The sequence below is a fragment of the Capnocytophaga sp. oral taxon 878 genome, from assembly GCF_002999135.1.
In the GTDB taxonomy this organism is placed as follows: Bacteria; Bacteroidota; Bacteroidia; order Flavobacteriales; family Flavobacteriaceae; genus Capnocytophaga.
Genome location: NZ_CP027229.1, coordinates 1,325,563 through 1,341,424, shown reverse-complemented (window position 1 = coordinate 1,341,424; position 15,862 = coordinate 1,325,563). Strand labels below are relative to the sequence as shown.

15 protein-coding genes are annotated in these 15,862 nt (G+C 37.4%); 3 read left to right on the top strand and 12 right to left on the bottom strand.

The genetic code is table 11. The features are described from left to right. Nucleotides 1–327: a YtxH domain-containing protein gene (locus C4H12_RS06285; protein ID WP_106098151.1), complete on the bottom strand. Its 327-nt coding sequence runs from the start codon at nucleotides 325–327 to the stop codon at nucleotides 1–3. Nucleotides 328–697: 370 nt separating this feature from the next. On the opposite strand from C4H12_RS06285, the gene prfA reads away from it, so the two are divergent. Then, a complete protein-coding gene (gene prfA / locus C4H12_RS06280; RefSeq protein ID WP_106098150.1) occupies nucleotides 698–1,771 on the top strand; it encodes a peptide chain release factor 1 in 1,074 nt (357 codons plus the stop codon). Nucleotides 1,772–1,838: 67 nt separating this feature from the next. Here the strand turns inward: prfA and C4H12_RS06275 are convergent, their stop codons facing one another. Both C4H12_RS06275 and C4H12_RS06270 read right to left on the bottom strand, forming a co-directional pair. Continuing rightward, entirely contained in the window at nucleotides 1,839–3,755 is a 1,917-nt protein-coding gene (locus tag C4H12_RS06275; RefSeq protein WP_106098149.1) for a S9 family peptidase, read from the bottom strand. A gap of 3 nt (nucleotides 3,756–3,758) precedes the next feature. After that, complete coding sequence (locus C4H12_RS06270; protein WP_106098148.1) at nucleotides 3,759–4,886, bottom strand: heparan-alpha-glucosaminide N-acetyltransferase domain-containing protein; 1,128 nt, start codon at nucleotides 4,884–4,886, stop codon at nucleotides 3,759–3,761. A 363-nt stretch (nucleotides 4,887–5,249) separates the two neighbouring features. Between C4H12_RS06270 and C4H12_RS06265 the strand changes: the two genes are divergently transcribed. Together C4H12_RS06265 and cdd are read left to right on the top strand one after the other, a co-directional pair. Further along, nucleotides 5,250–7,043: a leucine-rich repeat domain-containing protein gene (locus C4H12_RS06265; protein WP_106098147.1), complete on the top strand. Its 1,794-nt coding sequence runs from the start codon at nucleotides 5,250–5,252 to the stop codon at nucleotides 7,041–7,043. A 128-nt stretch (nucleotides 7,044–7,171) separates the two neighbouring features. Beyond that, entirely contained in the window at nucleotides 7,172–7,654 is a 483-nt protein-coding gene (gene cdd, locus C4H12_RS06260) for a cytidine deaminase (protein ID WP_106098146.1), read from the top strand. Here cdd and C4H12_RS06255 read toward each other — a convergent pair. The 9 genes from C4H12_RS06255 to C4H12_RS06215 all read right to left on the bottom strand — a co-directional run bounded on the left by C4H12_RS06255 (nucleotide 7,646) and on the right by C4H12_RS06215 (nucleotide 15,387). Continuing rightward, the gene (locus C4H12_RS06255) at nucleotides 7,646–8,332 is read right to left on the bottom strand and encodes a 5'-methylthioadenosine/adenosylhomocysteine nucleosidase (protein ID WP_106098145.1); all 687 of its coding nucleotides are present in this window, start codon (nucleotides 8,330–8,332) and stop codon (nucleotides 7,646–7,648) included. The genes cdd and C4H12_RS06255 overlap by 9 nt on opposite strands. Before the next feature lie 90 nt (nucleotides 8,333–8,422). Continuing rightward, the gene (locus tag C4H12_RS06250) at nucleotides 8,423–9,454 is read right to left on the bottom strand and encodes an FAD:protein FMN transferase (protein WP_106098144.1); all 1,032 of its coding nucleotides are present in this window, start codon (nucleotides 9,452–9,454) and stop codon (nucleotides 8,423–8,425) included. Between the two features lie 32 nt (nucleotides 9,455–9,486). After that, on the bottom strand, nucleotides 9,487–10,494 hold the full coding sequence (locus tag C4H12_RS06245) for an FAD:protein FMN transferase (protein WP_106098143.1): 1,008 nt from the start codon (nucleotides 10,492–10,494) through the stop codon (nucleotides 9,487–9,489). A gap of 128 nt (nucleotides 10,495–10,622) precedes the next feature. Further along, nucleotides 10,623–11,387 (bottom strand): class I SAM-dependent methyltransferase, encoded by a 765-nt coding sequence (locus tag C4H12_RS06240; protein ID WP_371514495.1) that lies wholly within the window; start codon nucleotides 11,385–11,387, stop codon nucleotides 10,623–10,625. A 2-nt stretch (nucleotides 11,388–11,389) separates the two neighbouring features. After that, on the bottom strand, nucleotides 11,390–12,118 hold the full coding sequence (locus C4H12_RS06235) for a phosphatase PAP2 family protein (RefSeq protein ID WP_106098141.1): 729 nt from the start codon (nucleotides 12,116–12,118) through the stop codon (nucleotides 11,390–11,392). A 27-nt stretch (nucleotides 12,119–12,145) separates the two neighbouring features. Then, nucleotides 12,146–12,946, bottom strand: coding sequence for an undecaprenyl-diphosphate phosphatase (locus tag C4H12_RS06230; RefSeq protein ID WP_106098140.1), 801 nt, complete (start codon nucleotides 12,944–12,946; stop codon nucleotides 12,146–12,148). After that, entirely contained in the window at nucleotides 12,946–13,182 is a 237-nt protein-coding gene (locus C4H12_RS06225; RefSeq protein ID WP_106098139.1) for a DUF3098 domain-containing protein, read from the bottom strand. Before C4H12_RS06225 ends, C4H12_RS06230 begins: the two co-directional genes overlap by 1 nt. A 12-nt stretch (nucleotides 13,183–13,194) precedes the next feature. Further along, nucleotides 13,195–14,067: an ABC transporter permease gene (locus tag C4H12_RS06220; protein WP_106098138.1), complete on the bottom strand. Its 873-nt coding sequence runs from the start codon at nucleotides 14,065–14,067 to the stop codon at nucleotides 13,195–13,197. Nucleotides 14,068–14,208: 141 nt separating this feature from the next. After that, complete coding sequence (locus tag C4H12_RS06215) at nucleotides 14,209–15,387, bottom strand: proline dehydrogenase family protein (RefSeq protein WP_106099444.1); 1,179 nt, start codon at nucleotides 15,385–15,387, stop codon at nucleotides 14,209–14,211. Nucleotides 15,388–15,862: the final 475 nt, after the last annotated feature.

The window sequence follows — 15,862 nt, the reverse complement described above, 5'->3', positions numbered from 1 at the left end:
CTATTTCTGTAATTTAGCGTTAGCTTCTTTAAGCGCAGCCAACTTCTTCTCTAAAAAAGTAATCACATCCTCAGCTTTATAACTCGATTTTGAAAGCAAAGTCTCTACTTTTTCTTCCAATGAACCCTTTAATTCCGCCGATTTCTCACGAACACTATCCGTAAGGCGTTCCAATTGCTCTTTTAGCTTATCAGCTTTCTCACTTACACTGTCTTTGATCTTCTCACGAGTATTTTTACCCTTATCTGGGGCAAAAAGAATACCTAATCCTACCCCAATAGCAGTACCAACTGCCAATCCTAATACTACATTTGCTGTCTTTGCCATAATATATAAATTTTTAAGGTTATTATTCCAATCCAAATTTCGGCACAAATGTACGAATTATTTTTTTAACCACAAAATATTACCCTAAAAAACACCCATATAAATCATACTATCCCACATCATTTTTCAGCCTTATATCTATCATTATGCTGCTCTTGTCTCATTATAACACCCCCCAACCACCCCTTAGCCTGAACGAACGAATAACGAAGGATAAACGAACTATAAACGAAGGATAGTAGGAACCAACTATCTCACCCAATATAATCCCATCCCACTCTTGTGCATTAAGACCCCCACCCTCAAAAATTTGCTTTTTTGCAAAATATTTCGTACCTTTGCGCCCTCAAAATAAGAATTTAAAACAATTATGCTCGATAAACTCAATATCGTAAAACAACGCTTCGACGAGGTATCCGACCTAATTATACAACCCGATATCATCGCCGACCAAAAACGCTATGTCCAACTCAATAAGGAATATAAAGACCTTAAAGAACTGATGGACAAACGCGATGAATATATCAACCTCACAGGTAACCTCACCGAAGCTGAAGAAATTATAGCCGACGGATCCGACCCCGAAATGACCGAAATGGCTAAAATTCAACTCGAAGAATGCAAAGAAAAACTACCACAACTCGAAGAGGAAATCAAATTTATGCTCATCCCCAAAGACCCCGAAGATGCCAAAAACGCAGTAATGGAAATACGCGCCGGTACAGGGGGCGATGAAGCATCTATCTTTGCTGGCGACCTCTACCGTATGTACACCAAATACTGCCAAAATAAAGGATGGAGCACCTCAGTAATGGACTTCAATGAAGGTACAGCAGGCGGATATAAAGAAATAATATTCGAAGTTACTGGCGAAAACGTATACGGAACCCTTAAGTTTGAAGCAGGAGTACACCGCGTACAACGCGTACCCCAAACCGAAACTCAAGGCCGCGTACATACCTCTGCCGCTACCGTTATGGTACTACCCGAAGCCGAAGAATTTGATGTAGAACTCGATATGGCCGATGTAAAAATCATCCGTACCACCTCTACAGGGCCAGGCGGACAGTCAGTGAACACCACCTACTCAGCTATCCAGTTACAGCACATACCTACAGGTATCGAGGTACGATGCCAAGACGAAAAATCTCAACACAAAAACCTCGAAAAAGCCCTCAAAGTACTCCGTTCTCGCCTGTATGAAATGGAGCTTGCTAAAAAAATGGAAGCCGATTCTGCCCGCCGCAAATCAATGGTATCCAGCGGCGACCGTTCAGCCAAAATACGTACCTATAATTATCCACAAGGCCGCGTAACCGATCACCGCATAGGGCTCACCCTTTATGATCTGCAAAACGTCATCAATGGTGATGTACAACGCCTTATCGACGAACTCCAACTCGCCGAAAATGCCGAAAAACTCAAAGAAGGCGACGTATTTTAATAAATAAGTAAATAAATAAAAAAAGCTGGTTGTTAAACCAGCTTTTTTTATTTATTGTTTATATTTACTATTTGAGAGTCTCTTTCAGCCACTTGAAGAAAGTGCGCTGCCATAACAGTCCATTTTGAGGCTGTAACACCCAGTGGTTCTCATCAGGGAAGTATAAAAACTCACTCTTAATACCCCTTAGTTGTGCTGCAGTAAAGGCTTGAAAACCTTGTTCTTCAGGCACACGGTAATCTTTACCACCATGAATAATCAAGATAGGAGTATCCCACTCAGTAATCCTCTTTATTGGGTTAAACTCCTTATATGATTTTTGTGCAATAGTATTCTCTTTTTCCCAATAAGGCCCACCTATTTCGTGATTGTTGAAGAAAAGCTCTTCAGTAGTACCATACATACTTTCTAGGTTGAATACCCCGCAATGGGCAATAAAGCTCTTAAATCTCTTTTGATGAATACCAGCCAAATAGTAGATAGAATAACCACCATAGCTAGCCCCTACAGCTCCCAATCGTTCTTTATCCACATAAGGCTCTTTAGCTATATCATCAATTGCCGATAGGTAATCGCGCATAGGTTGTCCACCCCAATCCCCACTAATTTGATCATTCCATTCTACCCCAAAACCTGGCAAGCCACGTCTGTTAGGTGCTATTACTATATACCCTTCCGATGCCATTAGTTGGAAGTTCCACCTAAAACTATAAAACTGACTTACTACAGATTGCGGACCTCCTTGGCAATAGAGTAGGGTAGGGTACTTCTTATTAGGATTGAAATCAGGAGGGTAAATCACCCAAGCGTGCATATCTTTACCGTCAGTAGTCTTTATAATACGTTCTTTTATACCACATTGGGCTATCTGTTTGTAGGCTTCATCATTAAAGTGCGAAAGCTGTGTGAGTGATAAAAAGCCTTTTTTCTTCTCCCTTAAGTTGATGGTATACAATTCACCAGCGTGGTTCATATCATTACGCATTACCACCAATAGGTTACCACTTTGTCCTACTATACTGCTCACATCAAATACTCCCTTAGTAAGCTGTTTTGGGGTAGTGTCTTTGCCATAAACATCTACTACAAATAGCTGTTCAGTACCTTGGGTAGGGGCAATCAGGTAAATCTGTTTACCATCTTTGCTCCAGCGGTAACTAAATACAGTATTATCCCACTTAGCAGTAAGGTTGATGCGTTTGTTATCTTTTAGTATATATAAGTCGTTCTTATCAGCCTCATTGCCATCATGCTCCATACTCAGCCATGCTAGTACCCCTTCTTTGCTGTATTGGGGGTGAGTGTCATAGCCCATCATTCCCTCTGTCAGATTCTTGCTTTTCATCGTAGAGAGGTCTAACTCGTATATGTCAGTATTAGTGCTCAGTACATACTCAGTTCCTGTTTTAGCTTTAGTTACAAACAGTACCTTCTCTCCATCAGGGCTCCATATATAATCCTCATCACCACCAAAGGGCACTTGCGGACAGTAAAATGATAACCCTTGCATTAAATCTTTTTGCTTGCCCTCAGCATCTTCTATAAACACGTGGTTGTATTTGCCTTCATTCCACGTATCCCAATGGCGGTGGTCTAAACTACTATATAGCCTCCCCGACGATTTTTCCAAGTCAGGATAGAAATCTTTACCTAATACAGGCTCTACTTTTACTTCTTTATGTATAAGTTTCACTAAGCCTTCTTTTTTGTTAGGACTGTATTTGGCGGTAAGCCGTTCTATCTCTTCCTTACTTACAGGTATAGGCACCCCTCCTTTTACTGCCAATTTGTAATATTCCTTGTTAAAAGAATTGTCCTTTACATTAGGTGTACTTACACTAAGCAGTACATATTGTTCATCAGGAGTAATGCCAATCCCATTCACACGGTGCAAAGCCCATAACTTTTCAGGGGTAAGGAGCTCTTGTCCTTCTATATTATTCAAAGTCATAATACCTACCAATAAAAAAATATATCTCTTCATATTTTAATCGTAATTTTTAACACCCAATATCTTCACGATAGAATGATAACTTTCCACAAAAAAATCTCTTATTTCTTTCAATACAAAGCCAATGCCTGCCTTTATAACAGGTTTTACTTTGTTGTAGATGAATGACAAGCATACACATACCGCTATAAAGGCAATAGCTCCTGCTACAGTCCCATAAGGGTTCAGCATACCACTAAAGTGCTGTGCCAGCCCGTGCGAGGTAATACTACCATACAGTATAAAGCAGTGTATCACATATATTGATAGCGTATTTTGTCCGATTTTTTTCAGTAACCCCCATGTAATTATGTTGCGCATCAAGGCAAAGAAGCCAAAAATAAGCAATACATTACCCAAGCGCAAGAATGTAAAATCTTCTAGCATTGTAGCTACAAAATCCCAATGAGTAGTGTAATACAATTGCTCTACCAAGTAATGATAAGCCCAAAGGAAGAAAGCCCCAGTACTCAAAAAAATCACTATCGCATTGCGGTATAAGTGCGAATAATTCTTGTAATACTGAAACAAATACCCCATAAAACCACCAAATGATACATACCCAAACCACGGAAAAATAGGGAAAATACTACCGTGTACTTTTGTTAAATAATTAGCAATAGGTAAAGGTAATGAATTAAAAGGCAAGTTATTATAAAAAGGCTCAAAAGTAAAAGCAAGCAGGGTAACCGAAATTAGTATAGTAGGCATCACCCACGCTTTTCGCTGGTAGGTAAGCAAGTAAGTTGTAATAAGTAATAATAACGATAAGCCAATGCAGTGCAACACATCCACACTCTGAAAGCTCATTCGCAAAAAGTAAGCAATTCCTATCAGCATCAAGCCTCGTCTTATACCTTTCTTCACACGCGGATTGTTCCACCCTATTTTTGTAGGATCGCTCTCTTTTACCAGCAAAAAAGTAAAAATAAAGCCCGAAACTGTAAAGAACACAGGCGCAGTAATACCTGTGCAATAATGCCAAAGCCAATAAATAAAGTTATTCTCATCATGATAACGTGCAGCCAAAAGTTTGCCCACAAAGTGCCCTTGCAACATCATACAGATAGCAAAAGCTCTAATCACATCAATAAAATCAAGTCTAAATTTCTTAACCTGTTCCATAAACCATATCTCAAAAACGCGGCAAAAGTACAAAATAATGAATAATAAGCAATATTTTTTTACTTTCTTCCTAACAGAAAAATTTTCTGTTAGAGCTATCTTAGAGCTACCATAGAGGAACCTTGGAGCTTCAACGAAGGATAAAAATCCAAATAACAAACCCTGAGTTTCTGCTAAACTAATTAAAAATAGAATATTTTTCTATTTTTCTTCCAAAAATCAGAAAAGTTACTAATCCCTAAAAACAGCAAGTGTAACCTATAAATGTAGCCTGTTTTCTCTCTCAAAAAAAAACACTTATTTATTTGCTATTTAGAATAAATCTACTAATTTTGCCCCAAAATTCTAAATTAAATAATCATTATGTTCAAATTAAAGTTAGTGAATCTGGCGGCAATAGTCGCCCTATTCTTTGTTGCCTGTAAAAAGGACGACAATAAGCCAATTGCAACACTTACCGTTGATAAAAGCCAAGTAACGGTAAAAATTAATGAAACAAGTACCATTGCTATTACCAGCGGTAATGGTAATTATGTCCTAAAATCTGCCGACCAAACTAAGGCTACTGCCACCCTAAAAGGCAACGCTATTACCGTTACAGGTAAGGCTGAAGGCGAAACTTTACTCACCCTTACCGATGCCGAAAACCAAACAGCCAAAATAGCTGTAAAGGTTATCAACCTCATTGTTCCTGGCCAAACGGTAAGCCTTACTACAGGCACTACAGCCACCTACACCCTTACTTTTGGTAGCAATTATACCCTTAATGTTCTGAAAACAGCTGTAGCTACTGCCACAGTAAGTAATAGTTTGCTCACTATTACAGCCCTTACCGAAGGTCAAACCGATATAATAGTAAAAGACCCTCAAACCGAAAAAGAACAAACTATTAAGGTAACTGTTACAGCTCCAAAGTTAATTGTCGAAAAAACACAAGTAGTAATTGTAGGCACTGCCGATGAAGATGTAAAAATCACTTCTGGCACCCCCAATTACACCGTAAGCAGCAGTAATGATCAAGTTGCTACTGCCGAAATAATAGGTATAGGTATGGGCGAAAAAGTGCGTATCCGTGCTATAGCTGTAGGTTCAACTACCATTACCCTCACCGATGCCAGTAACCAAAAAGTTACTATCAATGTAACAGTTAATGCTCCCGAACTAACAGTAGCCAAAAACACTGTAACTCTTGAAGGTACAGCTGCCGAAGAAGTTAAAATTACCTCTGGCACACCCAATTATACAGCAACTTCCGATAACCCTCAAGTAGCCACTGCCGAAGTAATAGGTAAAGAATTTAAAGTAGTGCGAATTAAAGGTGTCAAAGCAGGTAACGCAATAATAACCCTTACCGACAGTCAAAACAAGAAAATAACCATTAATGTAACTATTACAAGCCCTAAATTAACAGTAGCCAAACACAGTGTAGTGTTGGAAGGTACTTCGGTTGAAGAGGTTGCTATCACTTCTGGTACCCCCGATTATACTGTAACTTCCAGTGATGATAATGTAGCGACAGCCATTATCATAGGCAAAACAACCAAAGCTATACGCATCAAAGGAGTAGGAGCTGGTACAGCTACCCTCACCCTTACCGATGGCAGCAATAAAAGCACTTTAATTAAAGTAACTGTAAATGCAGAAGAAGAGACTAGTTTGTTTGAAATTGATGATTATGGTGTAGTAACTCTCAAAGAAGATGCAACACCTACCGGAGCTATCAAAATACCTTCTAAAGGTACTTCTATTGATAGTGAAGTGTTTTATAATAATAAGGATATCACCTCTGTCGATTTAAATAATGTAACCGAAATAGGCGAAAATGCCTTTGCAGGTACCTCCAAACTAACAAAAGTAATAATGACAAAAGTCGAAGAAATAGGTGATGCAGCTTTTACTACCTCAGGGCTTACCCAGCTTACCCTCCCTGCTACAATTAAGAGCATAGGGCAAAGAGCTTTTATGAATAACCGAGATTTGACCAAAATTACAGTACTAAAAGCAACTCCTCCTACTGTACATAGCCAATCCTTTGCAGGGGTATGGAATAACTCAACAAAAACAGTCACTCTCTACGTTCCTAAAGGTTCCAAAGCCGCTTACCAATCCGATGAAAATTGGGGCAAATTCAAAAATATCGAGGAACTCTCAAAATAATTCTTATTAAAATAAAAAGAGGCTGCCTAATTATATGGCAGCCTCTTTTTTGTTAAAAAATAGGTTTAAAATATTGCATTTCAATAAAAATATTACTACCTTTGCACCATCTTAAAAGCAGATTGGTTATGAAGGCAGAACATCACTTACATATTCACTACACCATTTATCAAAACCTCACCGAGCTTCCCGAAAAAGCAGCTCACTTAATGAAAGAAGCTATAGCAGCACGCCAAAAAGCCTATGCACCTTACTCTCATTTTAAGGTAGGAGCAGCAGTATTGCTAAAAAACGGACATATATTCATAGGTTCTAATCAAGAAAATGCAGCTTATCCTTCAGGATTATGTGCCGAAAGGGTTGCCATCTATCAGGCCTCTACCCAATACCCCGATGAGGAAATTGAGATGATTGCTATTAGTGGTACAGCCGAAATTCCTACAGCTCATCCTGTATCACCTTGTGGCTCGTGTAGGCAATCGTTGTCAGAATATGAAACCAAACAGCAAAAGCTCATACCAGTCTACTTTATGGGTGCCGAAGGTAATATTATCCAAACCGACTCTATTAAAGATCTCCTTCCTTTCCTTTTTGATGGAAGTTTAATGTAGTGTAGCAACAAAATCTTGTACTATAGCAGCCGAGATTCTTCCAGCTTCATTTACAAACTCATTATATGAAATAGCATTGCCTTCTCCAGCCTTATCCGATATAGCACGAAGCATCACAAACGGAACCCCAAGTAGATAACATGTTTGGGCAATAGCGGCAGCTTCCATTTCTACAGCTTTAGCTTCAGGGAAAGTACGTGCTATTTGTTGCAAGCGCTCAGGATCCGAAATAAATGAATCTCCGCTTACTACTTGCCCGTAATGCAACTTCCTCTCATGCTTTTCTGCAGCTTTCTTTATCTTTCCTGCCCAATGTACATCAGCAATGAAAGCAGGAGGCATTTGCGCTTGTTGTCCTATTTCATAGCCAAAAGCAGTAACATCTACATCATGATGGCGTACTTCAGTGGCTAAAATAATATCATGAACAGAGGTGTCATTTAGTCCTCCAGCTGTTCCTGTATTAATAATTAGAGTCGGTTGGTAGTGTTCAATAAGTAAAGTTGTAGCTACAGCAGCACTTACCTTACCAATTCCCGAAAGTAGTACTACTACTTTACTACCATCCAAAGTTCCTTCATAAAAGGCAAAACGCCCTATTTTAACTTCTTTACAATTATGTATGGCAGCTTTTAGAGTAGTAATCTCAAGCTCCATAGCTCCTATAATTCCAATCATATAAAATTAATTAATAATAAAAAATAAGAGGCTGCCCATAAATTAATTACGGGCAGCCTCTATTACATATAAATATGAACCGTTATCTATTTACTTATTATCAGCTACCAAAAGAGGTTCTAAGTTTTTGGTAATATAACTTTGTACTTTATTATCTTTGTCGCTATAAATTAATAAAGCCTTTATTTCAGGATGTTTAGATAAAAACTCCTTACTTTTCTCAACTCCAATAAGCATAAACATAGTAGCGTATGAGTCTGATTCACGTGCTGTTTTAGTTACTACAGTAGCACTTAGCATTTCACTTTCTAAAGGTTTCCCAGTAAAAGGGTTGATAATGTGTACAAAACGTCTTCCTGTACCATCAATCCATACACGGCGAAAACTCTCATCAGTAGATATAGCTTCATTGTCAAGTTTTAAAGTGAGCTCAGAATAATTTTCATCAAGTTGGTAAGGGTCTACTATCGAAGTTAGCCAAGGCTTATTTTCAATAATATTTTTACCATTTACAACAATTTCTCCTGCTACTCTTACTACATAATCATTTATGTCTTTATCTTTTAAGAAAGCAGCAATTTTGTCAGCTGTATAGCCTCTCACTACCGAAGTTAAATCAACTTGAACAGCAGGACTTTCTTTTTTTACATAACCATCTTCTCCAATATGTACTTTATCAAACCCTACATATTGTTTTAAGCTATCCAGTAGTTTATCAGTAGGAAGTGTAGATATAGGTTGTATTTGCTCACGACCAAATCCCCATACATTTACTAAAATTCCTATAGTAGGGTCATACATACCACCACTTTCTTTCCATATTTGTCGGGCAGCGGTGTATACTTCTTTAAAGTGCGCATCAGCTTTTGTTGGCACATATCCCCTATTAATTTTTGATACTATAGACTCTTGATTGTATATAGAAAGTGAATTATCTACCTCTCTTACTATAGAGTCAATGGCATGTTTAAGATTGGTGGTGTCTGCTGAAATATATTTTACTCTATACTCTACAGTACCAGCAATACCTTCTAATTCTTGAAGTTTAAAAGCTTCTTTTTTAGGCTCGCATGAAAACAATAGCAAAGCACCTACACACAAAGTCAAAAATTTTTTAGTCATATTTGCTTTTATTTTAAAAAGTTTATTATTAGTTAGTGAATCATTAATTCCTCAAAAGGTTTTGTTTTAAAAGTAGCTTCTTTGTTATCAGAGGTGCTATATACTAATAAAACAGCAAGTTTAGGGTGTTTTTCTAAGAAAGATTTGCTTTTTTCTAACCCCATTACCATAAACATAGTAGCATAACCATCTGCATACATAGTACTAGGGGCTATTACAGTAGCACTAAGCACATCACTTTGAGTAGCCTTTCCTGTAAGTGGGTTTATAGAATGTACATATTTTCTTCCATTACTATCAGTCCACACTTTTCGGTAGTTTCCTGATGTAGCCAACCCCTGATTAGTAAACTCAACAGTCGCTACTAGTTCACGATCATCCAAAGGTTTAAAAGGGTTTTCTACTCCTATCCTCCAAGGTTTATCTTCAAGGGTGTTTCTTCCTTTTAAATACATTTCACCAGCTATTTCTATAATAAAGTTCTCTATATGCTTTGACTCAAAAAACTTAGCAACAACATCAGAAGTATATCCTTGAGCTATTGCATTAAAATCAAACAATATTTGTGAGAAATCTTTTTTTATATAGTTATCGTTGGTTAGGTGTACTTTATTAAAACCTACATATTGTTTAAGTTCTTCTATTTTATCATCAGTAGGTAGGTCTTTCTCTTCTATTTTCTGTTTGCCGAAACCCCAAGCATTTACTAATATTCCTACAGTGGGGTCAAAGAGTCCTTCACTTTCTTTCCATATTTGTTGTGAGGCTTCAAACACTTTTCTAAAATGTTCATCTACTATTACTGTAGTATCACCAGTATTAATTTTTGATATGGCCGAATCAGTACGATAAGTAGACATTGAAAGATCTATTACTTTAAGGATTGAATCAATAGCAGGTTTTAAATTCTCATCACTATTACTTATGTACTTAATATGATAAGTAGAGCCTTGTGCCTCTCCTTCTATAAATTGTAATTTCTGTTTAGGAGCAAATTGGCAACCTGCTAAAGCAACCATTATGAATAATAAATATTTCATCATTTTAATAATTGAATTGCAAAATTAGTACTAAATTTTGAAATCTACAAGAGTTTTACAATATTTATTTTTACATCTAATTTAACATCCTATTAACACTCTGTTAATCAACTACTTTTTTTTTACTTTTATAAAGGCTTCTTGCAAACAGGAATTATCTCATTTTCTACTATTCTGTATTGTTCTATCTGTTCAGTTGTAAACTCCTTACTATAACGCACTTCTGTTACCTCAAATCCTATTGCTCTCAGTTTGTCAAAGTAATCAAGTCCATAAATCCGTACATGGTCATACTGGCCAAAAATACGTGTCCGTTCCTTAGGGTCAGTAATACTATTATCTTCAAAAGTAACAGCTCTATTATAATCTTGCGGAACTTGAAATATGCCCCAACCTCCTTTTTTCATTACACGGTACAGCTCTTTCATTGCTTGGGTGTCATCTGTAATATGTTCTAATACATGGTTACAGAATATTACATCAAAACTCTCATTAGCAAAGGGCAAAGCACACAGGTCTGCTTTTACATCAGCCAAAGGCGAATATAGGTCAGTTGTGGTATATTCAAGATTAGCCTGCTTTTTAAAACGCTTGTAAAACGCTTGTTCAGGAGCTACGTGTAGCACTTTTAATTTCTTTGTGAAAAAGTCAGTTTCTCCTTTTAAATACAACCATAACAGCCTATGTCTTTCCAATGATAAGGTTGAAGGAGACAGTACATTAGCACGTTGTACCCCATAACCATAAGGTAAAAATTTCCTAAAGGTACGTCCATCTATAGGGTCTTTATATTTTTTTCCCCTCAAATAGAATGCCAAAAACGGACGTACTAAGTAACTTATTTTAATAAGCCAAGGGCGAGGTATAATATTTAGAATAAATGAGAACAAAATAATTAGTAATTAAGAATGAATCCTAAACCTGTCATTTCAGAAGAATAAATAGGGTAGAACACCATTTGGGTACTACTATTTTCATTATTTTTAGGGCTGAATAGTCGTGAAGTATAAGGCAATGTCCAATAAGCTATACGAGTACTCAGTATTCCTATCCCTGCCCCTACACATACATCACCTACCCAGTGACGGTTATTGTATAGTCGCATAGCACCAACCGTAGTAGCAATAGCATAACCGCTAATACCTACCCATATATTTTCATCTTTATATTCCTGCCATAATAGCTCCATACCAGTAAAAGCAGTAGCCGTATGTCCCGAGGGGAATGAATTAAAAGCACTACCATCAGGCCTATGTATTTTGGTTGTGTATTTTATCCCATTCACCAAGGCAGCTGTAATAGCGTACGCTGTTGCGCCTACTATCAGCCGTTCTTTTATGCTATGCTTAGCCTTAAATCCTAAATTACTGAATAGAAATACACTCGCAGCTGGTAAGTACTGCACATAATCGTCAAAACGCAGTTTTTTACCCCCCGAATACCCATAAGCATGCCGTTGCACATATCTATTGATGTAAGTAGCGTTAGAAATAAGCCCTACTGTAACCAGCGATGCTGGTAATAAAACCTCTTTAAACTTAGGTTTGTATGAAAGACTATCAGTTTGTGCTTTTAAAGGTAAAAAAGCAAACAGAAGTATTACAATAAAAAAAAATATCTTCATTTATATCAGCGAAATCAGTTTCAAACTTTACCAAAAATACCACAATAATACCGTACCAATTACAATACGGTAAATACCCCATACTTTAAAACCAAATTTAGTGAGTATATGTATGAAAAATTTCACTGCTATCATTGCCACTATAAAAGCTATCACATTACCTATGATAAATAACCAAAAACTCTCATCAGTTTTCATTATTAGCTCATAGCCTTTTTCTTCTGCAACCCCCCATTTTTTTAGGAAGATAGAATATACAGTTACAGCCAACATGGTAGGCACAGCTAAGAAAAATGAAAATTCAGCTGCAGCCTTGCGGGTAAGTCCTTGTGTCATCCCTCCAATAATAGAAGCTGCCGAGCGTGAAGTACCTGGCATCATTGCCAAGCATTGCCAAAAGCCAATAGTAACAGCTTTTTTAATGGTAATATCTTTTTCATTGTCAATCTTAGGGTTTTTAAACCACTTATCTACAAAAATAAGAATGATTCCTCCCACAATAAGCACTACCGAAATAGCTTTTTGGTTCCCTAATACGGCTTCTATCTTATCGTCAAATAACATTCCCAAAATAAGAGCAGGCACTACAGCACAAGCTAACTTAAAGTAAAAGTTCCAGTTTTTAAAGTCAAAAAATTTACGCCAATACAGCACTACTACCGAAAGTATAGCTCCAAACTGAATAGATACTTGGAACATCTTCAAATACTCGTCATCTGGCATACCCATTAGGGCTGCTGTAAAGCCCATATGGGCAGTTGATGAAATTGGGAGATATTCAGTAAGCCCCTCAATAATAGCAATAATAATAGCTTGTAGTGTATTCATTATTTATCTTTTTTTTTCAAAGACTCTTTATCTGGGTTTAATAATATAGCATATATTTCAATGGCAAAGCCCAAAAGCACCAAACCTGGCGCAAGATGAATCCGCCTAAAACTAAATACCGAAGGGTCAAACACAGCAGGATTATCACTGCCTCCACCACTCATCAGTATAAAACCCAAAGTGATTACAGCCAATCCCACCGCCATAAAAAAGTAATTCTTTTCTTTAAATATCATTTCTTTATTTCTTTAATAGTAAAGGTCATTAGTGTTTAGATTCAAAAAACGTTGGGTCGCAAAAAAAGTACTACCCCAGCTTATGAGTATTCCTACTAGCAAAATACCCGCAAAAACTATAAATAATATTGTATTATCTATCAATACACCAAATTCAGGGTATGAACGCACAATTCCCCATAATGACAGATAGAATAACCCAATCGCTATCAGCGCCCCCACTATACCCAATCGCACATTAGTACGAATAAAAGGCCTGCGTATAAAACTACGGGTGGCGCCTACCAGTTGCATTGTTTTAATAATAAACCTCTTAGAGTAGATCGAAAGCCTTATCGAAGCATTGATAAGCAATACTGATATAAAAGTAAATAACGCACTAAATACCAAGGTTACTAGCCCTATTTGGTTTACATTCTCGTGAATCAAAGCAACCAACGATTGGTCGTATATCACTTCCGAAACAAAAGAGTTTTGCTCCAATTCCCGCTTTATCTCTTGCATCTTTTCTGGCTCTGCATACTCAGCTTTCAAACTCAAATCAATAGTGTTTTGCAGCGGATTGGTACCCAAAAAGGTAACAAAATCCTCACCTATCTTTTTGCTCAGCATCTCTGCCGCTTCTTCCTTTGATACCAAATGCAGTGATTTTACAAAGTCTGCTACCGATAAGGTCTTCTGTAATTGCGTAATATCCGCTTCCTTTGCATTATCTTTTATTAGTACAGTTACTGTAACTTGCTCTTTAAAATGATTAGCCAACTTTTTAGTACTAAGTACCAAAAATCCAAAAAAACCTAACAAAAAAAGCACCAACGTAATACTTACTATTACAGAAAAATAGGAACTGAGTAATCTACGTCTATTAAATGAATCTACTGACATTTAAGCTATTAACAATTAATAATTTAGTGATTAACAAATATCAAAGTGCAAAAGTACAAATAATTTACAAAGCAACCAAATTAAAAAATTAGCAAATGAAGGCATCACCCTCATTTGCTAATTTCCTAATTCTCTCATTTGCTAATTTTCTTCTTTCCTTCTTTTCTTCTCAGCGCTCAGTAAGCTAAGTTCACGCCCCGTTTGCCCTGCTACCGAAGTATTTTCCTCTGCCCTGCGTATTAAGTAAGGCATCACTTCACGTACCGGTCCAAAAGGCAAGTATTTAGCTACATTATACCCCTCTTCCGATGCGTTAAAGCTAATATGGTCACTCATACCGTACAGTTGTGCTATCCACACTCGTTTGTCATTAGGTTGCAAGCCCTTTTCTTTCATCAAGTTCATAATAAGAGCCGTACTTTGTTCGTTATGAGTACCCGCAAAAAGAGCAATTCTATCTATATGGTCTAAAATATAAGTAACCACAGCATTGTAGTTATCATCAGTAGCTTGTTTGTTAGCACATATAGGGGTCGGATAGCCTTTTTGTGCAGCACGTTCATTTTCTTTTTCCATATATGCCCCACGTACTATCTTCACTCCTATATAAAAACCATCAGCTACAGCACGCTCATATAAGCCCTTTAAGTAAGGCAAGCGGTCGTGTCTATACATTTGCAAGGTATTGTACACTACAGCCTCTTCTTTGTTATATTTGCGCATCATCTCCTCTACAAGGTCGTCAGCAGCAGTTTGCATCCAGCTCTCTTCAGCATCCACCAAAATAGGAATCTTATACTCATAAGCCTTTTTACAAGCCGCATCAAAACGCTCTTTTATACGTTCCCATTCCTTTTCTTCTTCAGCTGTTAAAGGCTCTCTTTCAGTAATTTTCTGGAATATAGCAAATCGCCCAAAACCTGTCGGTTTGAATACCACAATAGGAATCCCCTCATTGCGGTGCGCATTACCAAAGTCAATAGTCTCCATTGTCTTCTTAAATGTAGCTTCCAACGATGCTTCATCTTCCTTACCTTCTACCGAGTAGTCCAGTACCGAGCCCACTCCCTTTTCATGCATTTTCTTAATTACAGGCAAGCAGTCTTGTTCCGATATACCACCACAAAATTGCTTGAAAACAGTGCGTTTTATAAGCCCCTCTACAGGCAATCGCATTTTTAATGAGAAGTTAGTAAGCGCTGTCCCTACTTTAGTAAGGGTAGGGCTCCCTATAAGTTTAAAGAGCCAATAAGCCCAATTCAATTCCGATTGGCTTTTAAGAGCAAAAGCCGTCTTAGTGTCTGCAAAACGATTTTCCATAAGATTAGTAATAAACGAATTAATTAACGCAAAAATAAAACTTATTTTTTTAATACGCAAATTTTCCTTCATTTTTTTTACGAAGAAAAACGCAACACTTACTCTGATTAACTGCTACACCTGCCTTATCCCCTCTCTCCTCACACGCATAACGCCCCCATAAAGCACCCCCTCCCTATTTTTTTACTTTTTACCCCTTTTCTCTTATTTTATTACCAATTCTTCAAAAATCTCCATCCCCTACCTCCCAATCGCTATCCTTTGATAATCAGTACATTCCTCCCCCAGCCATACCCCCAGCACCCCTCAGCTATACCTTAGGATAAACGAACCTATAACGAAGGATAAACGAACTATAAACGAAGGATAGCTGTTACATCACTGATAATCAACCCTTTCATTCCCAACCTGTCTTTTTGCATAATTCGCAACAAAATTCCCAAAACATTGCATTTTCTGTATCACTCCTATCTTC